This window comes from Streptomyces sp. NPDC002577, assembly GCF_053594815.1.
In genome coordinates this window covers 690,294-712,335 of record NZ_JBSFWK010000001.1, presented here as the reverse complement: position 1 = coordinate 712,335, position 22,042 = coordinate 690,294, and the positions used below count along the sequence as shown (strand labels likewise).

At 71.3% G+C, this 22,042-nt stretch carries 20 protein-coding genes and 1 pseudogene; 13 read left to right on the top strand and 8 right to left on the bottom strand.

The genetic code is table 11. The features are described 5' to 3' along the window. Positions 1-2: 2 nt before the first annotated feature. The 8 genes and pseudogenes from ACWD4J_RS03225 to cobC form a co-directional block, all read left to right on the top strand. The gene (locus ACWD4J_RS03225) at positions 3-1,535 is read left to right on the top strand and encodes a cobyrinate a,c-diamide synthase (protein ID WP_451393627.1); all 1,533 of its coding nucleotides are present in this window, start codon (positions 3-5) and stop codon (positions 1,533-1,535) included. Further along, positions 1,532-2,284 (top strand): precorrin-2 C(20)-methyltransferase, encoded by a 753-nt coding sequence (gene cobI, locus ACWD4J_RS03220; protein WP_451393512.1) that lies wholly within the window; start codon positions 1,532-1,534, stop codon positions 2,282-2,284. Before ACWD4J_RS03225 ends, cobI begins: the two co-directional genes overlap by 4 nt. Positions 2,285-2,346: 62 nt before the next feature. Beyond that, positions 2,347-3,195 (top strand): precorrin-4 C(11)-methyltransferase, encoded by an 849-nt coding sequence (gene cobM / locus ACWD4J_RS03215; protein WP_451393511.1) that lies wholly within the window; start codon positions 2,347-2,349, stop codon positions 3,193-3,195. A gap of 2 nt (positions 3,196-3,197) precedes the next feature. Beyond that, positions 3,198-4,475 (top strand): precorrin-6y C5,15-methyltransferase (decarboxylating) subunit CbiE, encoded by a 1,278-nt coding sequence (gene cbiE, locus ACWD4J_RS03210; RefSeq protein ID WP_451393626.1) that lies wholly within the window; start codon positions 3,198-3,200, stop codon positions 4,473-4,475. Then, entirely contained in the window at positions 4,472-6,184 is a 1,713-nt protein-coding gene (cobJ, locus tag ACWD4J_RS03205; protein ID WP_451393510.1) for a precorrin-3B C(17)-methyltransferase, read from the top strand. Before cbiE ends, cobJ begins: the two co-directional genes overlap by 4 nt. Further along, entirely contained in the window at positions 6,181-6,774 is a 594-nt protein-coding gene (locus ACWD4J_RS03200) for a precorrin-8X methylmutase (RefSeq protein WP_451393509.1), read from the top strand. The genes cobJ and ACWD4J_RS03200 overlap by 4 nt, the downstream gene beginning before the upstream one ends. Further along, positions 6,771-7,706: a sirohydrochlorin chelatase gene (locus ACWD4J_RS03195; protein ID WP_451393508.1), complete on the top strand. Its 936-nt coding sequence runs from the start codon at positions 6,771-6,773 to the stop codon at positions 7,704-7,706. Before ACWD4J_RS03200 ends, ACWD4J_RS03195 begins: the two co-directional genes overlap by 4 nt. Then, a pseudogene (cobC, locus tag ACWD4J_RS03190) lies at positions 7,678-8,748 on the top strand (Rv2231c family pyridoxal phosphate-dependent protein CobC); the annotation flags it as partial. The gene ACWD4J_RS03195 and the pseudogene cobC, both read left to right, overlap by 29 nt. 121 nt (positions 8,749-8,869) lie before the next feature. Here the strand turns inward: cobC and ACWD4J_RS03185 are convergent. From ACWD4J_RS03185 to ACWD4J_RS03165, 5 genes are all read right to left on the bottom strand, one after another. Then, positions 8,870-9,835: an SCO1860 family LAETG-anchored protein gene (locus ACWD4J_RS03185; RefSeq protein WP_451393507.1), complete on the bottom strand. Its 966-nt coding sequence runs from the start codon at positions 9,833-9,835 to the stop codon at positions 8,870-8,872. 318 nt (positions 9,836-10,153) lie between these two features. Next, a complete protein-coding gene (locus ACWD4J_RS03180) occupies positions 10,154-11,245 on the bottom strand; it encodes an amidohydrolase family protein (RefSeq protein ID WP_451393506.1) in 1,092 nt (363 codons plus the stop codon). A 162-nt stretch (positions 11,246-11,407) separates the two neighbouring features. Continuing rightward, positions 11,408-12,193, bottom strand: a complete 786-nt coding sequence (locus ACWD4J_RS03175) for an amino acid ABC transporter ATP-binding protein (protein WP_451393625.1) — start codon at positions 12,191-12,193, stop codon at positions 11,408-11,410. Positions 12,194-12,231: 38 nt separating this feature from the next. Beyond that, on the bottom strand, positions 12,232-13,083 hold the full coding sequence (locus ACWD4J_RS03170; protein ID WP_451393505.1) for an amino acid ABC transporter permease: 852 nt from the start codon (positions 13,081-13,083) through the stop codon (positions 12,232-12,234). Further along, positions 13,080-13,949, bottom strand: coding sequence for a transporter substrate-binding domain-containing protein (locus ACWD4J_RS03165; RefSeq protein ID WP_451393504.1), 870 nt, complete (start codon positions 13,947-13,949; stop codon positions 13,080-13,082). Before ACWD4J_RS03165 ends, ACWD4J_RS03170 begins: the two co-directional genes overlap by 4 nt. A 329-nt stretch (positions 13,950-14,278) precedes the next feature. Here ACWD4J_RS03165 and ACWD4J_RS03160 point away from each other — a divergent pair, with 329 nt between their 5' ends. The 5 genes from ACWD4J_RS03160 (at position 14,279) to thpD (ending at position 19,046) form a co-directional block, all read left to right on the top strand. Continuing rightward, complete coding sequence (locus ACWD4J_RS03160) at positions 14,279-15,379, top strand: pyridoxal-phosphate-dependent aminotransferase family protein (protein ID WP_451393503.1); 1,101 nt, start codon at positions 14,279-14,281, stop codon at positions 15,377-15,379. A gap of 436 nt (positions 15,380-15,815) precedes the next feature. After that, positions 15,816-16,382, top strand: coding sequence for a diaminobutyrate acetyltransferase (gene ectA / locus ACWD4J_RS03155; protein ID WP_451393502.1), 567 nt, complete (start codon positions 15,816-15,818; stop codon positions 16,380-16,382). 61 nt (positions 16,383-16,443) lie between these two features. Continuing rightward, on the top strand, positions 16,444-17,715 hold the full coding sequence (ectB, locus tag ACWD4J_RS03150; protein WP_451393501.1) for a diaminobutyrate--2-oxoglutarate transaminase: 1,272 nt from the start codon (positions 16,444-16,446) through the stop codon (positions 17,713-17,715). 39 nt (positions 17,716-17,754) lie between these two features. After that, positions 17,755-18,153 (top strand): ectoine synthase, encoded by a 399-nt coding sequence (locus tag ACWD4J_RS03145; RefSeq protein ID WP_451393500.1) that lies wholly within the window; start codon positions 17,755-17,757, stop codon positions 18,151-18,153. A 5-nt stretch (positions 18,154-18,158) separates the two neighbouring features. Further along, positions 18,159-19,046 carry an ectoine hydroxylase gene (gene thpD, locus ACWD4J_RS03140; protein ID WP_451393499.1) on the top strand — a complete coding sequence of 296 codons (888 nt, stop codon included), beginning with the start codon at positions 18,159-18,161 and terminating at the stop codon, positions 19,044-19,046. Positions 19,047-19,110: 64 nt separating this feature from the next. Here thpD and ACWD4J_RS03135 read toward each other — a convergent pair whose 3' ends face one another. The 3 genes from ACWD4J_RS03135 to ACWD4J_RS03125 form a co-directional block, all read right to left on the bottom strand. After that, positions 19,111-20,163 (bottom strand): aminotransferase class V-fold PLP-dependent enzyme, encoded by a 1,053-nt coding sequence (locus ACWD4J_RS03135; RefSeq protein WP_451393498.1) that lies wholly within the window; start codon positions 20,161-20,163, stop codon positions 19,111-19,113. A gap of 114 nt (positions 20,164-20,277) precedes the next feature. After that, on the bottom strand, positions 20,278-21,153 hold the full coding sequence (locus tag ACWD4J_RS03130) for a glycosyltransferase family 2 protein (RefSeq protein ID WP_451393497.1): 876 nt from the start codon (positions 21,151-21,153) through the stop codon (positions 20,278-20,280). 145 nt (positions 21,154-21,298) lie between these two features. Continuing rightward, on the bottom strand, positions 21,299-22,021 hold the full coding sequence (locus tag ACWD4J_RS03125; RefSeq protein ID WP_451393496.1) for a DsbA family oxidoreductase: 723 nt from the start codon (positions 22,019-22,021) through the stop codon (positions 21,299-21,301). Between the last annotated feature and the right edge of the window lie 21 nt (positions 22,022-22,042).

The following is a 22,042-nucleotide window of genomic DNA, read 5'->3' as shown; positions in this document are numbered from 1 at the left end:
GTGTGGGGAGCGGCTCGGGCTGCCGGGTGCCCCGGCTGGTCGTCGCCGCTCCCTCGTCGGGCAGCGGCAAGACCACCGTGGCCACGGGGCTGATGGCGGCGTTCGCGGAGCGCGGTCTCGCGGTGTCGCCGCACAAGGTCGGGCCCGACTACATCGATCCCGGCTATCACGCGCTGGCGACGGGGCGGCCCGGGCGGAACCTCGATGCGTACATGTGCGGGCCCGAGTTGATCGCGCCCCTGTTCGCGCACGGGGCGCGGGGGTGTGATCTCGCCGTCGTCGAGGGTGTGATGGGGCTGTACGACGGGGCGTCGGGGTGGGGTGAGCTGGCCTCCACCGCGCAGGTGGCCAAGTTGTTGCGGGCTCCTGTGGTCCTTGTTGTCGATGCGTCGTCGCAGTCGCGGTCGGTTGCCGCGCTTGTGCACGGGTTCGCCTCCTGGGATCCCGAGGTGCGGATCGGGGGCGTGATCCTCAACAAGGTGGGGTCCGAGCGGCACGAGTCGCTGCTGCGAGAGGCGTTGGACGAGTCCGGAGTGCCTGTTCTCGGCGCGTTGCGCCGGGTCCGGCAAGTTCGTACGCCGTCCCGGCATCTGGGGCTCGTACCTGTTGCCGAGCGGCGGGGGGAGGCCGTGGAGGCGGTGCGGGCGCTTGCCGAGCAGGTTCGGCAAGGGTGTGATCTTGAGGGGTTGTTGGCGTTGGCGCGTAGTGCGCCTGCGTTGTCGGGTGCGGCTTGGGATGCGGCTGAGGCGGTGGCCTGCGGCGCTTCTTTCCCCAAGCCCGCCCCTTCCCGAAACCGGGGCTTCGCCCCAGGCCCCCCTTCTCTGGCCGGGGATGGTTCTTCGCGTGCGGGCTCGGGGGCGGTTGTGCCCACCCTCCCCCATGGCCTTAAGGGCATGGGAGGTACCCCCATCGCCCTGCGGAACGCCTGCCCACAACCTAGGGTCGCCATCGCGGCAGGCGCCGCCTTCACCTTCTCCTACACCGAGCACTCCGAACTGCTCGTCGCCGCGGGAGCCGAAGTCGTCACCTTCGATCCTCTCCGGGACGAGCAGCTGCCCGAGGGGACGTGCGGGCTGGTCATCGGGGGCGGGTTTCCCGAGGTGTATGCGCCGGAGTTGTCCGCCAACGAGGTGTTGCGTAAGGCCGTTGCCGAGTTGGCCGGCTCGGGGGCGCCCATCGCCGCCGAGTGTGCCGGACTGCTGTATCTCGCCCGCTCCCTGGACGGGAAGCCGATGTGCGGTGTGCTGGACGCCGATGCCCGGATGTCCGAGCGGCTGACGCTCGGCTACCGGGAGGCCGTGGCGGTGTCGGACAGTGCGCTGGCGGAGGCCGGTACGCGGATGCGCGGCCACGAGTTCCACCGCACAGTCGTCGAGCCGGGCGCGGGTGCGGCTCCCGCCTGGGGCCTGCACTCCCCTGAACGCCGCGTCGAAGGCTTCGTCCAGCAGGGCGTGCACGCCAGTTATCTGCATACGCACTGGGCCGCCGAGCCCGGTGTGGCCCGTCGGTTCGTCGAGAGGTGCGCAAGGTCATGAGCAGCAGGCTGGTAGGAGTGGGGGTCGGCCCCGGTGACCCCGAGCTGGTGACCGTCAAGGGTGTCAACGCCCTGCGCGCCGCCGACGCCGTCGTCGTGCCCGTGATGGCGGCGCCCGACGGTCAGGACGGCGGCGAGCCGGGGCGCGCCGAGGCGACCGTGCTGCACTACGTCCCCGAGGAGAAGGTCGTGCGCGTCGTCTTCGCCCTCAACGAGCGCACCGACCGGGCCCGGCGCGAGGCCGCCTGGGACGCGGCGGGCGAGCGGGTGGCGGAGCTGCTGCGGCGGCACGGCACGGTCGCGTTCGCCACGATCGGCGACCCCAACGTGTACTCCACCTTCACGTATCTCGCGCAGACCGTCACCGAGTCGGTGCCGGGCACGGTGATCGAGACGGTGCCGGGCATCACCGCGATGCAGGATCTGGCGGCACGGTCGGGTGCCGTGCTGACGGAGGGCACGGAGCCGCTGACACTGGTGCCCGTCACAGCGGGTTCGGCCGTTCTCAAGGACGCTCTGTCCGGGCCCGGCACGGTGGTGGCGTACAAGTTCGGGCGGCTCGCCGGTGAAGTGGCGGCGGCGCTGCGTGAGACCGGGCGGATCGACGACGCGGTGTGGGGGGCCTCGCTGGGTCTGCCCGAGGAGTCCATCAGGCAGGCCGCGGAACTGGACGGCGGCGCGGTGCTGCCGTATCTGTCGACGCTCATCGCGCCCGCGCGGCGCGACGGCGGCCGCGGCGGAAAGTTGTGACGCCGCCGCCCTCCCCTCCTCACCCCCTTCCTCACCTGAACGACCCGAGAGGACGACATCCCATGGCCGATGTGGCCGACGCCGACGCCAACGCCGGCAAGGTGACCTTCGTCGGTGCCGGTCCCGGCGCCGCCGATCTGCTCACGTTCCGTGCCGCGCGCGCCATCGCCGATGCCGACGTCGTCATCTGGGCGGCCAGCCTGGTACAGGCGGAGGTCCTCGAACACGCGCACGGGGACGCCGAGATCCTCGACTCGGCGACGATGTCCCTCGAGGACGTCGTCGCCGTCTACCGGCGGGCCGCCGCCGAGGGCCTGAAGGTGGCGCGGATCCACTCCGGCGACCCGGCGCTGTGGGGCGGCACGCAGGAGCAGCTGGACCGGTGCGCGGAGATCGGCATCGAGACGGAGATCGTGCCGGGTGTGTCGTCGTTCTCGGCGGTCGCAGCGATCGCGCAGCGCGAGCTGACCATCCCGGAGGTGGCCCAGTCCGTGATCCTCACGCGGCTCGGCGGCGGCAAGACGCCGATGCCGCCGGGCGAGGAGGTACGGGAGTTCGCGCGGCACGGCACGACGATGGCTCTGTTCCTGTCGGCCGCGCGCAGCGGCCAGTTGGTGCGGGAACTGCTGGAGGGCGGCTATCCGACGACCACGCCGGTCGTCGTCGCGTACCAGGCGACCTGGCCCGAGGAGCTCGTGCTCACGTGCACGATCGGCACGCTCGAGGAGACGGTCAAGGAGCACAAGCTGTGGAAGCACACGCTGTTCCTGGTCGGCCCCGCCCTGGACGCGCACGGCACCCGCTCGCACCTCTACCACCCCGGCCACTTCCACGGCTTCCGCAAGGCCGATCCCGAGGCCCGCAAGGCTCTTCGGGCCGAAGGCGCTGGTACGCAGGGCGCGAAGCCATGATGGTGATCACGGTGTTCGGGACGGGCACGGGGGCGCCCCTGTCGCCGGACGCCGAGGCCGCACTCGCCGACGCCGGTCTGGTGATCGGCGCACGCCGTCATCTCGACGCGGCCTCCGGCTCACTGCCGGCCGGGGCACAGCACATCGTGCTGGGTCCGCTGGCGCCCGCCCTGGATGCGGTCGAGCAGTACGTGAAGGAGTACCGGGAGCGGCCCGGAGCCGGCGGCCGCGTCGTCGTGCTGGCCTCGGGCGATCCGGGGTTCTTCGGGATCGTACGGGCGCTGGCGGAGCGGTTCGGGTCCGCGGCGCTCGACGTACGGGCGGGGGTGTCGTCGGTGGCGGCCGCGTTCGCGCGGAACGGGCTGCCGTGGGACGACGCGGTGGTCGTGAGCGCGCACGGCCGTGAGCTGCGTACTGCGGTGAACGTCTGCCGGGCGCATCCGAAGGTGGCGGTGCTGACCGGTCCGGGCGCGGGACCCGCCGAGCTGGGCGCCGCTCTCGCCCGCTCGACTCGCGGGCGCACCCTCGTCGTCGCGACCGCGCTCGGCGACCCCGGACGCGAACGCGTCGAACGGGTCACGCCCGCCGAGGCCGCCGCGCGAGACTGGGGTCCGGCGGTGAACGTGGTCCTGTGCCTGGACGAGTCCCGTGCCCGCGCGCCCATGCGCAGTGTCGCCGGGCCCCGGCCCGCGCCGGCCCGATGGGCGCTGGACGAGACCGAGTTCGAGCACCGCGACTCGATGATCAGCAAGTTCGAGGTACGGGCGCTGGCGCTGGCCAGACTGGGGCCGCGCGTCGGCGACCTGGTCTGGGACGTGGGGGCGGGCTCGGGCTCGGTCGCCGTGGAGTGCGCGCGGTTCGGCGCGGCCGTCGTCGCCGTGGAGCAGACGGCCGACGGCATCGCGCGCATCGAGGCCAACGCCGCGGCGCACGGCGTCGATGTGCAGGCCGTGCACGGCGCCGCGCCGACCGTACTGTCCGATCTGCCGGACCCGGACGCCGTGTTCGTCGGCGGCGGGGGCCGGGAGCTGCCCGCGATCGTCACCGCGTGTGCGCGGCGGGCGCGGCGCGCAGTCGTGGTGGCGATGGCCGCGCTGGATCGCGTGCCGGCGGCGCGGTCCGCCCTGACCGGGGCCGGGTTCGTGTGCGACGGGGTGCTGCTGTCCTCGTCCCGGCTTGCGCCGCTGCCGGGCGACGTGACCCGGCTCGCGGCCACCAATCCCGTTTTTCTGCTGTGGGGCACGCGTCCCGCGGCGCGTGCTGAAGGAGTGACCCAGTGATCGGCCTGATCTCCGCGACCGCGGCGGGTGCCGCGGGCTGTGAGCGGCTGGCGGCCGCCTGGCCCGGGCGGACCCGGGTGTACGACGGGGCCGTGGGGGACGCCGTGCGGCGGGCCTTCGGCGAGTGTGAGCAGCTTGTGTGTTTTCTCGCCACGGGGGCCGTTGTTCGCCTCGTCGCCCCGTTGCTGGGCGACAAGGCGTCCGACCCCGGGGTCGTGTGCGTCGACGAGGCCGGACGGTTTGCCGTGTCGCTTCTCGGGGGGCATGGCGGGGGCGCCAATCAGCTCGCCCAGGAGGTGGGCGAGGTGCTCGGCGCTCAGCCGGTCGTGACCACCGCGACCGACTCTGTCGGGGTACCCGGGCTCGATACGCTCGGGGTGCCCGTCGAGGGGGACGTTGCCGGGGTTACCCGGGCCCTGTTGGACGGGGAGCCGGTTGCCCTTCAGGCGGAGGTGGCTTGGCCGCTGCCGGCCCTGCCGTCCAACGTGACGTACTCCGAGCAGTGCCCGCCGTCCTGGGCTGCCGTCCGCCTGACCGATCAGCTGCTTGAGCCCTCGGACCGTGAAGTCGTCCTTAGGCCGCCCTCCCTCGTCGTAGGCGTAGGCGCCTCCAAAGATGCCCCCGCCGACGAGGTCCTCGGACTGATCCGTGCCGCCCTCCGTGACGCCGGGCTCTCCCCCCTCTCCGTCGCCGAGCTGGCCACCGTCGATGTGAAGGCCGAGGAGCCCGGGATCGTCGAGGCGGCCCGGCAGCTCGGGGTGCCCGTCGTGACGTACGGCGCCGACGCACTGGCGGCCGTCGACGTTCCGAATCCGTCGGGGGCGCCCCTCGCCGCCGTGGGCACCCCGTCCGTGGCGGAGGCCGCAGCGCTCGTACGCGGTGGTGAACTCCTCGTACCGAAGCGGAAGTCCACGCGACCCGACGGACAACCCGCCATGGCCACCTGTGCCGTCGTGCGCAGGCCCGCGCGCGGGCGGCTGGCCGTCGTCGGTCTCGGTCCCGGTGCGCGGGACCTGCTCACGCCCCGCGCGAAGGACGAGCTGCGCAGGGCGTCCGTCCTCGTCGGGCTCGACCAGTACGTCGACCAGATCCGCGATCTGCTGCGGCCCGGGACCCGGATCCTGGAGTCGGGTCTCGGTGCGGAGGAGGAGCGGGCACGTACGGCCGTGGCCGAGGCGCGGCGCGGGCAGGCCGTGGCACTGATCGGCAGCGGCGACGCGGGCGTGTACGCGATGGCGTCGCCGGCGCTGGCCGAGGCGTCGGACGACATCGACGTGGTCGGTGTGCCGGGCGTGACGGCGGCGCTGGCGGCCGGGGCGATCCTCGGCGCTCCGCTCGGGCACGACCACGCCTCCATCAGCCTCTCCGACCTGCACACTCCGTGGGAGGTCATCGAGCGGCGGGTGCGGGCGGCGGCCGAGGCGGACATCGTCGTCACGTTCTACAACCCGCGCAGCCGCGGCCGCGACTGGCAGCTGCCGAAGGCGCTCGCGATCCTCGCCGGGCACCGGGAGCCGACGACGCCCGTCGGTGTCGTACGCAACGCCTCACGCGCCGACGAGTCGAGCCGGCTGACGACCCTGGCCGAACTCGATCCGGCGACGGTCGACATGATGACGGTCGTGACGGTCGGCAACACGGCGACCCGTGAGATCGCGGGCCGTATGGTCACGCCGCGCGGCTACCGCTGGCAGGAGGGGACCGAATGAACCGCGTCGTCCATCCCATCGAGCAGGAGTCGTTCCGGCGGCTGCGCGCCCGGCTCGACACCTCGCACTTCCCGCCGTTGACGCGGGCGGTCGTGGAGCGGGTCGTCCACTCCGCTGCCGACCTCGACTACGCGACCGACATCGTCACCGACGAGGGCGCGCTGGAGAAGGCGCACGCCGCACTGCACGCCGGGGCCCCTGTCGTCGTGGACGTGGAGATGGTGGCCGCGGGCATCACGCGCCGCGAGACCGTGTGCCGGCTGAAGGACGCCAGAGCCACACCGTCGCTGACGCGTTCGGCGCATGCGGTCCGGCTCGCGTACGAGCAGGTCGGGCCCGGTGCGCTGTGGGTGATCGGCTGCGCGCCGACAGCCCTGGAGGAGCTGCTCACCCTCGATGCCGCGCCCGCGCTGGTCATCGGCCTGCCGGTGGGGTTCGTGGGCGCGGCCGAGTCCAAGGCGGCGCTGCGCGAGAGCGGCCTGCCTGCCGTCAGCAACATCTCCGAGAAGGGCGGTTCGGCGGTCGCAGCGGCCGCGCTCAACGCCCTCCTGTACCAACCCGTTTCAACGGCTCCGAAGGAGAACCCGTGACCACCCCGCCCGCTCTGCTCATCGCCGGCCACGGCACCCGGGACGAGGCAGGCGCCGAGGCCTTCCGCGACTTCGTACGGGAACTGGGCCGCCGCCACCCCGAACTGCCTGTCGCGGGCGGGTTCATCGAGCTGTCGTCGCCCCCGCTCGCCGAGGCGGTGGGCGAGCTTGTCGAGCAGGGGGTACGCCGTTTCGCCGCCGTACCGCTGATGCTGGTGTCCGCCGGGCACGCCAAGGGCGACATCCCGGCGGCCCTGGCCCGCGAGAAGGAGCGGCACCCCGGCATCTCGTACACCTACGGGCGCCCGCTGGGTCCGCACCCCTCCCTCCTCGCCGTCCTCGAGCGGCGGCTCGACGAGGCGCTGGGGGGCACGGCCCGCACGCCCCAGGACCGCGCCGACGTGACGGTGCTGCTGGTCGGCCGTGGCTCCACCGACCCGGACGCCAACGCCGAGGTGCACAAGGCGGCACGACTGCTGTGGGAGGGCCGCGGCTACGCGGGCGTGGAGACCGCGTTCGTGTCCCTCGCCGCGCCGGACGTGCCGTCGGGCCTGGACCGGTGCGCCAAGCTGGGCGCGCGCCGCATCGTCGTACTCCCCTACTTCCTCTTCACCGGCATCCTCCCGGAGCGGGTGCTCCAGCAGACGGAAGGCTGGGCGGCGGTGCACCCGGAGATAGAGGTGCGGTCGGCCGACGTCATAGGCCCTGAGGAGGAGCTGCTCGACCTGGTGATGGAGCGGTACGAGGAGGCGGTCAAGGGCGATCTGCGGATGAACTGCGACTCGTGCGTGTACCGCATCGCGCTGCCCGGCTTCGAGGACAAGGTGGGTCTGCCCCAGCAGCCGCACTTCCACCCGGACGACGACGGCCACCACCATCACCACCAGGGACAGGGACATCACCACCATGGCGGCCATGCACACGCCCACTGACGCCGGCGGGCCGGACCTCCGCCATCACGGCGACGCCGAGGTACGCGGCGCATCCGGGCTGACGGACCTCGCGGTGAACGTGCGCGCGGGCACCCCGCCGGACTGGCTGAAGGCACGCATCGCGGCATCTCTCGACTCACTGGCCGCCTACCCGGACGGCCGGACCGCACGGGCCGCGGTGGCGGAGCGACATGGTCTGCCGCCGGAACGGGTGCTGCTGACGGCCGGCGCGGCGGAGGCCTTCGTCCTTCTCGCACGGGCGCTGAAGCCCCGCAACCCCGTTGTCGTGCACCCGCAGTTCACCGAGCCGGAGGCGGCCCTGCGCGACGCCGGACACGAGGTGGGCCGGGTCCTGCTGCGCGAGGAGGACGGCTTCCGTCTGGATCCGGCGGCCGTTCCCGAGACGGCCGATCTGGTCGTGATCGGCAACCCGACGAACCCGACGTCCGTGCTGCACCCGGCCGCGCTCATCAGCGAACTCGCCCGACCGGGAAGGACGTTGGTGGTCGACGAGGCGTTCATGGACGCGGTGCCGGGTGAGCGGGAGGCGCTGGCAGGCCACACGGACGTGCCCGGCCTGGTCGTGCTGCGCAGCCTCACGAAGACGTGGGGGCTCGCGGGCCTGCGCATCGGCTACGTCCTGGCGGACCCCGCCACGATCAGCGCACTGCAGCACGCCCAGCCGCTGTGGCCCGTCTCATCGCCCGCGCTCGCGGCCGCCGAGGCGTGCTGCGAGCCGAACGCACTCGCCGAGGCCGAACAGGCCGCGCTCCGCATCGCCGCGGATCGCGCCCACCTGATCGCCGGGCTCGGGGAGTTCGACGAGGTGCGGCACGTGGCGGGCCCCGCCGAAGGCCCCTTCGTCCTCGTCCGCGTGCCCGGCGCCGACCGGGTGAGGGACCGCCTGCGGGACCTTGGCTTCGCGGCCCGCCGGGGCGACACCTTTCCGGGGCTGGGCCCGGACTGGCTCCGTCTGGCGGTCCGGGACCGGGCGACGACGGACGCGTTCCTGCTGGCGCTGGGGAAGGCGCTTCAGGGCTGAGCGGTACGGCTGCTCAGCCCTGCTCGCGCCGGTAGGTGAGGGCGCCCCGCGGCCGCGTCCGGCAACTCGGCGGCGGACCCCCCTCCGGCCCGCCGCCCGCCCCGCCCCCGGAGCCGCCGGATCAGCCCCGCCGACGCCGGCGCGTCAGTACGAGCGCGCCGCCTCCCGCTGCCACCAGCACGGCGGCGACCCCCGCGATGTACGGCGTGGTGGAGCTGCCACCGGTCTCCGCGAGATCCTGGTCCCCCTCGACGGCTTCCCCGGCGGCCCCCTGCGCCCGTACGTCCTTCTCGGTGCCGGACGTGCCGGACGCGTCCTCACCCGCTCCGGACGACGCGTTGCCGGAACCCTGCGCCGCAGGCGCGTCCGGCGACTCGCATGTGGCGCCCGCCAGCGTCACCGTGCCCTCCACCTCGGCGACGTTGAGCTTCAACGGGTTCACGGACACCTTGAGTTCGAGCGCGGTGGCCGCGGCCGTACGCGTCGTGGTGTGCGTCCTGGACAGGTCGAGCCGCACCTCGCCGACGCCCGGCACCTTCAGCTCCGACGTGCCGCCCGCGGTCAGCGTCACCTTCTTGCCGAACACGGTCACCGCGCCCAGCACGTTGGACTCGGCGACCGGCTGCTTCCCGGCTTCGCAGACCGCCTTCGAGGTCACCTCCTCGACCTCGATGAGCGACAGCAGCGGCAGACCGGGCACATGCACCTTGGCGTGGGCGAGGTTGGTGTACCCCTCGGCCTTGTGCTCGTCGACCGTGGCCTTCGCGGTGGCGACGTCCGCACGGAGCACGCTGAACGGCTTTCCGCCGTCGACGCCGTCCAACTGCGCGGTGAGCGCGGTCTTCTCGGCGCTCTGCGGGGCCTGCACCTCGTTGAGCGAGACCGTGAGCGGGACGTTCACGGACTTGTCGAGCAGAGAGACGTCGAGGCCGGTGCGGAGGACGACGGCGCTCGACTTGCCTCCGTGACCGCCGGTCGCGCCGGCGGGGACCGCCGAGGCGATGACGGCGGGGCCCGCGGCGAGTGCGCCGACGGCAGCGGCGGCGGTGAGACGACGTGCGGGCATGCGGAACGAGTAGCTGTTCAAGGTGGTGGGACCCCTACAAGAGACAGGAAAACGTCAAGAGATGACGGTCATCGTGGAGACGACCGGAGATGACTGGAGATGACACGCAGTCATACGGCGTCGTCGGCCGCCCCGCCATGGGGACTTCGGCACAGCGCACCGACGACGCCGATGCGGGAATCCTCACGCACCAGGCGTTCATGGTCAGCCACCTGGAGCCAGTTCACTCCAAAGTGAGGTTTCCGCCCACCTATTCGATTTCTGAGGCACGTACGTGCCCCTGCGTCACCCGTGCCGCGTAACGGACAGCCCTCCACAGAAGCACCCGAAGGGCGCGGGCTAGCCCACGACCCGCCCGTTCAGCACCACGCGCCGCGGCGCGGCCAGCACCCGTACGTCGGCACGCGGATCCCCGTCGTACACCACGAGGTCCGCGGGGGCGCCCTCCGCCAGGCCGGGGCGGCCCAGCCACGCGCGGGCGCCCCACGCCGTGGCGGAGAGGGCCTCGACGGGCGGGATGCCCGCGGTGACCAGCTCGGCGACCTCGGCGGCGACCAGGCCGTGGGCCAGCGAGCCGCCCGCGTCGGTGCCGACGTAGACGGGCACCCCGGCGTCATAGGCTGCACGGACGGTGTCGTAGCGGCGTTCGTGCAGCCGGCGCATATGGGCCGACCAGCGCGGGAACTTGGACTCGCCGCCGTCCGCGAGCCGCGGGAACGTGGCGATGTTGACGAGGGTCGGGACGATGGCGACGCCGCGCTCGACGAAGAGCGGGATCAGGTCCTCCGTCAGCCCCGTCGCGTGCTCGATGCAGTCGATGCCGGACTCGACGAGGTCGCGCAGCGAGGCGGCGGCGAAGCAGTGCGCCGTCACGCGGGCGCCCAGCCGGTGGGCCTCGGCGATGGCCGGTGCGACCGCCTCGCGCGGCCAGCACGCGGTCAGATCGCCGGCCTCGCGGTCGATCCAGTCGCCGACGAGCTTGACCCAGCCGTCGCCGCGGCGGGCTTCCTGGGCGACGTAGGCGACGAGCTCCTCGGGCTCGATCTCATGGGCGAAGTTGCGGATGTAGCGGCGGGTGCGGGCGATGTGCCGCCCGGCACGGATGATCTTCGGCAGGTCGTCGCGGTCGTCGATCCAGCGGGTGTCGGAGGGCGAGCCGGCGTCACGGATCAGCAGGGTGCCGGCGTCCCGGTCGGTGAGGGCCTGCTTCTCGGAGACGTCCTCGGGTACGGGGCCGTGGCTGTCGAGGCCGACGTGGCAGTGGGCGTCGACGAGGCCAGGGAGGGCCCAGCCCTCTACCGTCCGGACGTCGCGGGCGGCGGCGGGCCGCTCGTAGGTGATGCGGCCGCCGACCACCCACAGGTCGTCGCGGACGTCCTCGGGGCCGACGAGGACTCGTCCCTTCACGTGCAGCACCGCTCGGTCGCTCATGACTCGCACCCTAGCGCTGCGCTGTGCTTGGGCCGAAGGCGTGGTTGACCCAAGGCTTGCGATACCCGCCGTCGTGGGCTGTGCCCACCCTCCCCCATTGCCTCAAGGGCATGGGAGGTACCCCCATCGCCCTGCGGGACGCCTGCCCACAGCGGTCAGCGGTCAGTCCCGTCCCTCCACGTCCGCTGCCGCCGGGTCCAGGACCCTCGACAGGAAGTGGCGGGTTCGATCCTGTTGTGGGTTGCCGATGACCTGCTCGGGGGCGCCCTGTTCGACGATCACTCCGCCGTCCATGAACACCACGCGGTCGGCGACCTCGCGGGCGAACGTCATCTCGTGCGTGACGACCATCATCGTCATGCCGTCGTCGGCGAGCATCCGCATCACGGCGAGGACGTCGCCGACGAGCTCGGGGTCGAGGGCCGAGGTGGGCTCGTCGAAGAGCATCACCTCGGGGCCCATCGCCAGGGCGCGGGCGATCGCGACGCGCTGCTGCTGCCCGCCGGAGAGCGACGAGGGGTAGGCGTCGGCCTTGTCGGACAGGCCGACCCGCTGGAGGTTCTCCGCTGCGATCCGGGCGGCCCGCACCTTGTCGCGGCCGAGCACGCGGCGCTGCGGCAGCGTGAGGTTCTCGGTCACGGACAGGTGCGGGAAGAGGTTGAACTGCTGGAACACCATGCCGATGCGGCGGCGCACGGCGTCGATGTCGACGTCCGGGTGCGTCACCTCGCTGCCGCCCACGAAGACCTGGCCCGCGGTCGGGGTCTCCAGCAGGTTGACGCAGCGCAGCAGCGTGGACTTGCCGGAGCCGGAGGGGCCGATGACGCAGACGACCTCGCCGGCGGCGATCTCCAGGTCGATGCCGCGCAGCACCTCGTTGTCGCCGAACGACTTGTGCAGGCCGCGGACCTGGATCTCCGGGCGGGCGGTGCCGTCCGTCTTCTTCATGGTTCCCTTCGAGGGGTTCACGGGGGTTGCCTGTCCGCTCATCGGGGCTCCCCCGCCCTGCCTTCGAGGCGGCGTACGACGAAGCCGAGCGGCACTGTGACGAGCAGGTAGCACAGGCCGGCGACCAGGATCGGTGTGGAGTTGGCGGTCTGGCTGGCCAGGTCCCGCCCGAACTTGGCGAGTTCGCGCTCCTCCAGTGTGACGCCGAGGAACAGCACCAGCGAGGAGTCCTTGAACAGCAGGACGAGCTCGTTGGTGAGCGGCGGGATCACGATCCTGATGGCCTGCGGGATGATGATCGACACCATGGCGCGGGTGTGCGAGAAGCCCAGCGAGCGGGCGGCCTCCATCTGGCCCTTGGGCACGGCCTGGATGCCGGCCCGGATGGTCTCGGCCATGTATGCGGCGGAGACCAGGCCGAGTGCCAGCGCGACCTTGCCGTACGTGCCGCCGGGGATCTCGGTGCCGGGGAAGGCGAGCGGCACGGCCACGCCGACGAAGATGAAGATCAGCAGGGCGGGCAGGCCGCGGAAGATCTCGATGTAGACGCCGGCGACCCAGCGGTAGGGGCCCACCGACGACAGCCGCATCAGGGCGATGACCATGCCTAGGACCAGGCCGAACACGAAGCCGGACATCGTGTACACCACGGTGTTGCGCAGCGCGATGGTGATGATGTCCGGGAACAGCCGCTTCGCGAGGTCGACCTGGGCGAACTGGTTCGCCAGCCGGCCCCAGTCGGCGGTGACGCCGAGGAGGACGACCACCGCCACGAAGACCGCGTACTGGGCGCCGCGCGAGAGGGCGCGCCGCTGCCGCCGGGTCAGACCGGTTGTGGTCGGCGTCCCGTCGGCGGCCACGTCCGGAGCAGAGCTGCCGACACCGCTCATGAGGCGGAGGCGGACGGGGTCGCGGCGGCGGACGGGGATGCGGCGGCCGCGTCGTACGGGCCGATCCACTTCTCGTAGAGCTTCTTGTACGTGCCGTCGGCCTTGGCCTGCGCCAGGGCCTTGTTGATGGCGTCGAGGAGCGCGGTGTTGCCCTTCTTGACCGTGAAGCCGTACTGCTCACCGGTGTCGATGTTGTCCACGACCTTGAAAGCGTCGGCGTTGGCCTTGTCCTTCAGCCAGCCCTGCACGACCGGGTAGTCGATGATGACGGCGTCGACCTGGCCGGTGCGCAGCCCGTTGAGGACCGCGTCCGAGCTCTCGAAGGAGACGGAGTCGAAGCCCTTGCTCTGCGCGTACTCCTCGCCGGTGGTCTGCGCCTGGGAGCCGAGCTTCTTGCCCTTGGCCTTGACGTCGTCCAGCGAGGTGATGCCGCTGTTCTTGTCGGCCAGGACGGCCTGGGTGGCGTTGAAGTAGGGGTCGGAGAAGTCGACGTTCTTCTTGCGCTCCTCGGTGATGGTCATGCCGGCCGCGGCGAGGTCGCACTGGCCGGAGTTGAGGAACGCGCCGGTCTTGAAGTTCTCGAAGGGCGTGTCGACGATGTCCTGCTTGACGCCGAGGTCCTTGGCGACCAGGTCGATCAGGGAGACGTCGAAGCCCTGCACCTTGCCGTCGATCTCCGACTGGAACGGCGGGTACGGCAGGTGGGTGCAGGTGGTGAGCTTGCCGGCCTGGACGAGCTGGACGCCGCCCGCGGTGGTCTTGCCGCCCCCGCCGTCGTTCGATGAGCAGCCGGCTGCCAGCAGCAGTCCGGCGGCTGCAGCGGCGGCGGCCAGGGTGCGGGTCCTGCGGCCGAAGACCGTCTTCACGGAAACCTCCTGAGGGATATCGGGCGGGATGCCTGCTATGCGAATCCGCACGTGGGGGACGGTCCCGAGCCCTCAGTTTCCGGGCAGCACGGAGCGCGCGCTTCTGATTATAAGGAGATGTTTGAGTTCCTCAAATCAAAGTGATGATAGAGGGGCCCTGTCGCCTCTGATCCACCGACTGATGGGCTCATGGGAGTGCCAGTTACGCTCGGACGGCCCGCAACGATCGCCGGAGACAAACCTCTAGAGGTCCGTACGAACGTCGCAGAGCGACCTATTCACCCGTATCGGATTCGCCTGAATCGGAAGACCCGGAAGAGAGCACCGCCGTGACCCACCCCTTCCTCGACCTGGCCCCGCTGAGCGCCGCGCGCTTCGCCGCGATCGAGCAGCGCGTGGTGCGACTGCTGTCCACCGAGCAGGATGTGGTGATCACGCAGGGCGAGGCGCTGCTGCCACTGGAGGGCTGCATCCGCGGGGCCGCACGGCCGGGCACCACGGCGCTCAACGTGATCACCGGTCCGTACGGGCAGACGTTCGGGAACTGGCTGCGGGACTGCGGTGCCACCGTGATCGATCTCGCCGTGCCCTTCCACACGGCCGTGACGGCGGCGCAGATCGACGAGGCACTGACCGGGCACCCCGAGATCGACTTCGTCTCGCTGGTGCACGCCGAGGCGGCCACCGGCAACACCAATCCGGTCGCGGAGATCGGCGAGGTCGTACGGGCGCACGGCGCGCTGTTCATGCTGGACGCGGTCGCGTCGGTGGGCGCCGAGCCGCTGCTGCCGGACGCGTGGGGCGTGGATCTGTGTGTGATCGGCGCACAGAAGGCGATGGGCGGTCCCGCGGGTGTGTCGGCGGTGTCGGTGAGCGAGCGGGCCTGGCAGCGCATGGCCGCCAACCCGCAGGCGCCGCGCCGCTCGTACCTGTCGCTCCTCGACTGGAAGGAGCGCTGGATCGACGGCGGCCGCAAGGCGCTGCTGCATGCTCCGGCGCAGCTGGAGATGCTGGCGCTCGAGGCATGCCTGGAGCGCATCGAGGCGGAGGGTCTGGGCGCGGTGATGACCCGCCATGCGACGGCCGCGGCGGCCACGCGCGCGGGTGCGCTCGCGCTCGGCGGGGGCCTCGAGCCGTACGTGTACGAGGCCCGGGACGCGGCCCCGGTGGCGACGACGCTGCGTACGCCGGCCGGCGTGGACGCCTCGGAGGTGGTGGCGCGCGCCCTGGCCGCGGACCCGGTGCTGCCGCTGGTCGCGGGCGGCGGCGCACTGTCCAAGGAGATGATCCGCGTCAACCACTACGGCCCGGACGCGACGCGCGGTGTGGTCCACTCCGCGCTGGCCGCGCTCGGCGGGGCACTGGCCGAGTCCGGCCTGACGGTGAACCTGGAGGCCGCGCGCCGGGCGGTGGCGGAGACCTGGCGCTAGGCCGCTGCCGCGGCAATGCGAAGCACGCCCGTACGCGTTCCGTAAGGGAATCCCTCGGTCGCGACGGGCGTGCCGACTACTCCTTCAGTTCAGCGTCCGAAGTAATGAAGAGCGAGAACCCGAACAAACACCCCAGCCATAATTCCTGAATTTAATTCGGCACAGCTACCGGTGTTCTTCTGCCCGCTTTCCCGGGTCCTAAACGCAAAGATTCTGCGAACACCAAACGACGTAATTCGGTCACGTCTCGCGAGAGTTACACCCGTGTGACGCACTCCACATCACGTCCGATTCATCTCTTATTTCCCGGGCAAACCTGCACTTTTTGCAGCCGTCTCGCACGGCCACTCGCGCCCGCGCGATAACACATAGGTGCTTCCTGCGTAACCCTGCCCGGCGATGCAATCCACGGAATTGCTCGGTAAATTCACTCCGCATGACCGCAGCACAAGCAGACCTTGCACGTGCCCGACAGAATTTCGCGGAATTGCCCGCCGTGGACCGACTCGACCGGCCGGAGGTGGCGGACGGAGCCGCGATCTGGCGCATCGCCAGAGACTCGAAGACCCTCGATCTGAACTCGTCGTACAGCTATCTGCTGTGGTGCCGTGACTTCGCCGGCACCTCACTCGTGGCGCGCGGCGCCGACGGCGAACCGGTCGGCTTCATCACCGGCTACGTACGGCCCGAGCGCCCGGAGACCCTGGTGGTCTGGCAGGTGGCGGTGGACGAGGCACACCGGGGCCGGGGCCTAGCCGCCACGCTCCTGGAGGGGCTCACCTCCCGGGCGGCCGCCGAGCGCGGGGTCAGCTCGCTCGAGACGACGATCACGCCCGGGAACACCGCGTCGGAGCGGCTGTTCACCTCGTACGCCGAGAGGCAGGGCGCCCAGGTCGTACGCGAGGTGCTGTTCGACGCGGCGCTGTTCCCCGACGGCGGGCACGACTCCGAAGTGCTCTACCGCATAGGCCCGCTCGGTCGGCGTGATCCGCTCGGCGACTGAACGCACGCACTCACTCCCCCCACCGATCACTCCCCCCACCCATCTCCCAGGAGATTTCGCTGTGACCATCACCCAGCCCTACCTGAGTGTCTTCGAGACCCTGGAGTCGGAGGTGCGCAGCTACTGCCGCGGCTGGCCCACCGTCTTCGACCGTGCGCAGGGCAGCCGTATGTACGACGAGGACGGCCACGAGTACCTCGACTTCTTCGCCGGCGCCGGCTCGCTCAACTACGGCCACAACAACCCGGTGCTGAAACGCGCGCTGATCGACTACCTGGAGCGCGACGGCGTCACGCACGGGCTCGACATGTCGACGACGGCCAAGCGTGCCTTCCTCGAGTCGTTCCAGAATCTCGTGCTGCGCCCGCGCGACCTGCCGTACAAGGTCATGTTCCCGGGGCCGACAGGCACCAACGCTGTGGAGTCCGCGCTGAAGCTGGCCCGGAAGGTCAAGGGCCGCGAGGCGATCGTGTCGTTCACGAACGCCTTCCACGGCATGTCGCTCGGCTCGCTCGCCGTCACCGGCAACGCCTTCAAGCGCGCCGGTGCGGGCATCCCGCTCGTCCACGGCACGCCGATGCCCTTCGACAACTACTTCGACGGCACGGTCCCGGACTTCCTCTGGTTCGAGCGGCTCCTCGAGGACCAGGGCTCGGGCCTGAACCAGCCCGCCGCCGTGATCGTCGAGACGGTGCAGGGCGAGGGCGGCATCAACGTCGCCCGCCCCGAGTGGCTGCGCGCCCTCGCGGACCTGTGCAAGCGCCGGGACATGCTGCTGATCGTCGACGACATCCAGATGGGCTGCGGCCGCACCGGCGCGTTCTTCTCCTTCGAGGAGGCGGGCATCACGCCGGACATCGTGACCGTGTCCAAGTCCATCAGCGGCTACGGACTGCCCATGTCGCTCTGCCTGTTCAGGCCCGAGCTGGACATCTGGGAGCCGGGCGAGCACAACGGCACGTTCCGCGGCAACAACCCGGCGTTCGTGACGGCCGCCGCGGCCCTGGAGGCGTACTGGTCCGACGGGCCCGCCATGGAGAAGCAGACCCTCGCGCGCGGCCAGCAGATCGAGCAGGCCCTGGTCGCGCTCACCGACGAGCACCGGGACGAGGTCAAGGAGTACCGCGGCCGCGGCCTGGTGTGGGGCGTCGAGTTCCACGACAAGGCGCGGGCGAGCGCCGTTGCGCAGCGGGCCTTCGAACTCGGCCTGCTCATCGAGACGTCGGGCCCGGAGAGCGAGGTCGTCAAGCTCCTTCCGGCCCTCACCATCACGCCCGACGAGCTGGAGGAAGGGCTGCGGACGCTCACCCGAGCAGTGCGCGAGACGGCCTGAACCAGCACAACCCCACCTAGGAAAGGAAACCGCACCACCGTGATCGTCCGATCGTTCAAGGACATCGAGGGAACCGACCGTCATGTGAAGGCCGAGTCCGGCACATGGGAGAGCAAGCGCATCGTGCTCGCGAAGGAGAGGGTGGGGTTCTCGCTTCACGAGACGACCATGTACGCGGGTACGGAGACGTCGATGTGGTACGCGAACCACATCGAGGCCGTCCTCTGTGTGGAGGGCGAGGCCGAGCTGACCAACGACGAGACCGGCGAGAAGCACTGGATCACGGCCGGGACGATGTACCTGCTGAACGGCCATGAGCACCACACGATGCGCCCCAAGACGGACTTCCGGTGCATCTGCGTCTTCAACCCGCCCGTGACAGGACGGGAGGACCACGACGAGAACGGCGTCTACCCCCTGCTGACAGAGGAGGCCTGAAGCCCATGACCACCATCACCGACCTGTACCCGACCCGTGGCGCCTCGGAGGTGGCGGTCCCCCGGCAGGACCCGGTCGTCTGGTCGGCGCCGGACGCCCCGGGGCCGATCGCGCCGGCCGACCTCGAGTCGTACGAGCGTGACGGCTTCCTGCCCGTCGAGCAGCTGATCAGGCCCGACGAGGTCGCCCTCTACCGGGCCGAGCTGGACCGGCTGATCGCCGACCCGGCGGTGCGTGCCGACGAGCGGTCGATCGTGGAGCCGAAGTCGCAGGAGATCCGTTCCGTCTTCGAGGTGCACCGGATCAGCGAGGTCTTCGCGGGCCTGGTGCGCGACGAGCGGGTGGTGGGTCGCGCCCGGCAGATCCTGGGCTCGGACGTGTACGTCCACCAGTCGCGGATCAACCTCAAGCCCGGATTCGGCGCGTCCGGCTTCTACTGGCACTCGGACTTCGAGACCTGGCACGCCGAAGACGGTCTGCCGAACATGCGGACCGTGTCCGTCTCGATCGCGCTGACCGAGAACTTCGCCACCAACGGCGGCCTGATGATCATGCCGGGTTCGCACCGGACGTTCCTCGGCTGCGCGGGCGCGACGCCGGAGGACAACTACAAGAAGTCGCTGCAGATGCAGGACGCGGGCACCCCGTCGGACGAGGCCCTGACGAAGTTCGCCGACCGGCACGGCATCCGGCTGTTCACCGGCCCGGCGGGCTCGGCGACGTGGTTCGACTGCAACTGCATGCACGGCTCGGGCGACAACATCACCCCGTATCCGCGCAGCAACGTCTTCATCGTGTTCAACAGCGTGGAGAACGCGGCGGTGGAGCCGTTCGCGGCGCCGGTACGGCGGCCGGAGTTCATTGGCGCGCGGGACTTCACTCCGGTGAAGTGACGGCGTAGTGCATGAAGGGCTCGGCACCCCTTGGGGTGCCGAGCCCTTCATGTCATCCAGTGGGTCAGCCGGACAAGGCGTCCAGCAACCGGTCGACATCCGCCGCCGAGTTGTAGATGTGGAAGGCGGCCCGCAGATTGCCGGCCCGGTCGGAGACCTCGATGCCGGCGCGGCTGAGCTCCGGCTGCAGTCGGCCGAGTCCGGGGACGGAGACGATGGGCGACCTGGGCGCGGGCACCGGCTCGTGCCCCAGCGAGGCGAGACCGGCGCGGAACCGGTCGGCGAGCGCGAGGTCGTGGGCGCGCACCGCCTCCACGCCGATCTCCTCGACCAGCGCCAACGAGTGCCGGGCACCGGCGTACGAGAAGAGGCTGGGGCTCTCGTCGAAGCGGCGCCCGGAGTGGGCGAGTTCCTCGACGGGCCCGTAGCAGCTGTCCCACGGATGCTCGCCCGCGACCCAGGACGCGAAGACCGGGGTCAGGCCGCCGAAGTCCTCCGGAACGACGAGGAAGCCGACGCCGCGCGGGCAGACGAGCCACTTGTAGGTGACGGCGGAGGTGAAGTCGTCGGCGTCCGCGTCGAGGGGCAGCCAGCCGGCGGCCTGGGACACGTCGACGTACGTCCGCGCGCCGTGTGCCCGCGCGGCCGCCCGGATCGCGGGCAGGTCGGCGATCCGGCCGTCGGCGGACTGCGCGGCGCTCACGGCGACGAGCGCCGTGCCCGGGCGCACGGCCTCGGCGAGGCCCTCCAACGGCACGGCGCGCACCTTCAGGTCCCGGCGGGTGTGGAACGGGTTGACGACGGAGCTGAAGTCGGCTTCGGCGGTGAGGACTTCGGCGCCCTCGGGCAGCGAGGCGGCGATGAGCCCGCTGTAGACGGCGACGGACGCCCCGGCCGCGACCCGGCTCACCGGAACACCCGCCAGCCGGGCGAAGGAGGCGCGCGCGGCCTCCACGTCCGCGAACATGTCGCCCGGCCTGCCCTCCGCGACGGACTCCACGGCCTGCTGCATGGCGGCGACGGTACGAGCCGGGAGGAGCCCGGTGCTCGCGGTGTTCAGATACGTCGTACGGGGCGCGAACTCGGTGGCGGCAAGGCTGCCGGCGAGAGTCTCCATGAGGCCACTGTGCCGCCCCCTCCAACCCGTGGTCCATCGGGTTTCTCTTAGGGGAACCACTAAGGATTCCTTATGTTTGCCCGCTGATCTGCGCTGGACCGGTGACCCGCCCCGCTAGATGACCGGCGGGCGCCCCAGACGGGTCATCCGCCACACGGTGGTCCACCGCATGGGCCGCCGCCCGCCGCACGGAGTGCGTACGCCCTCGGCGAAGCCGCCCGCCCAGGCCCGCAGACCGCCCAACGACCGGGTGCGGGCCAGGGTGAGCAGGGTCCAGGTGCCCAGGTAGACGGGGATGAGCGGGTGGGGAAGGCGGCGCCGCGCCAGCCAGACGCGGTTGCGGGCGGTCATGCGGTGGTAGACCGCGTGCCGGGCGGGTGAGGTCTTCGGGTGCTGGAGGAGCAGCTCGGGCTCGTAGAGGATCTTCCAGCCCGCGTCGAGGGCCCGCCAGGCGAGATCCGTCTCCTCGTGGCAGAAGAAGAAGTCCGCCGGCCAGTCGCCGATCTCGTCGAGCATCGGCATCGCGAAGGCGTGCCCGCCGCCGAGGAACGCGGTCACCAGGCCGCGGCGCATCGGGTCCTTGGCCCTCAGGCGCGGCACATGGCGGCGCTGGGTCTCGCCGTTCTCGTCGGCGATGCGGAAGCCGACGATCCCGAGGCGCGGGTCGCTCGCGAACAGCTGCTGGACGGTGCGGAAGACATCGGCGTCGACCAGCAGCCCGTCGTCGTCGAGCTCGATGACGACGTCGACGTCCCCGAACTCGCGCAGCCTGGAGATGGCGACGTTCCGTCCGCCGGGGCAGCCGAGGTTGTCGTCCAGCTCGTTCACGGTCACGTCGCCGGGGAAGTCGGGGAGCGGGGAGCCGTTGCCCACCACCACGATCCGGGACGGCTGCACGTCCTGCTTGGCCACCGCCTCAAGGAGCGCGTCGACCTCCTTGGGCCGGTTGCCCATGGTCACGATGGCCACACCCAGGCGCGGTTCGGACAAGGGAACGCTCCTCATCTCGGCGACGGTGCCCGAGATCGTAACCGTTCACCACGCCGCCCACCCGCAGCCGGGCCCCGTTCAACTCCCCCTCGAACGCCAGTACGGCATGGCGGGGACCGGCCTGCGGGCGAGCGCAGCGATGCCGTTACCGCTGCGGCACGGCGCAGCCGTCAGGCCCGCACGCCTCGCCGTCCCCGTCCGTGGCCGCGGCGATCGTCGTCAGCGGCGCGCGGCTGCTCCAGGCCTGCTCGAGCGCCTGGGCGAAGACCTCTGCGGGCTGGGCGCCGGAGACGCCGTACCTGCGGTCGAGGACGAAGAACGGGACGCCGTTCGCGCCCAGTTCGGCGGCCTCGCGCTCGTCCGCACGCACCTCGTCGGCGTACCGGGCCGGGTCGGCGAGCACGGCACGCGCCTCGTCCGCGTCCAGGCCGGCGGCCACCGCCAGCTCCACGAGGCGCTCGTCGTCGTCGAAGACGGATCGCTCATCGGCGAAGTTCGCCTGGTACAGCAGGTTGATCAGCCCGTCCTGCCTGCCCTGCTCCTTGGCGAGGTGCAGCAGCCGGTGCATGTCGAAGGTGTTGCCGTGGTCGCGGCCCTCGGTGCGGTACGCGAGGCCCTCGGCCGCGGCTTGCGTGCCCAGGTTGTGCTCACCGGCCTGCGCCTGCGCCTCGCTCATTCCGTACTTCTTGGTGAGCATCCCGAGGACGGGCTCGGTGTCGCCCTTGGCGCGGTGGGGGTCGAGTTCGAAGGAGCGGTGCACCACCTCGACCTCGTCGTGGTGCGGGAAGGCTTCGAGCGCCTTCTCGAATCGAGCTTTTCCGACATAACACCAGGGACAAGCGATGTCCGACCAGATCTCGACGCGCATGCCTTCGGCTTCTCTCCACTC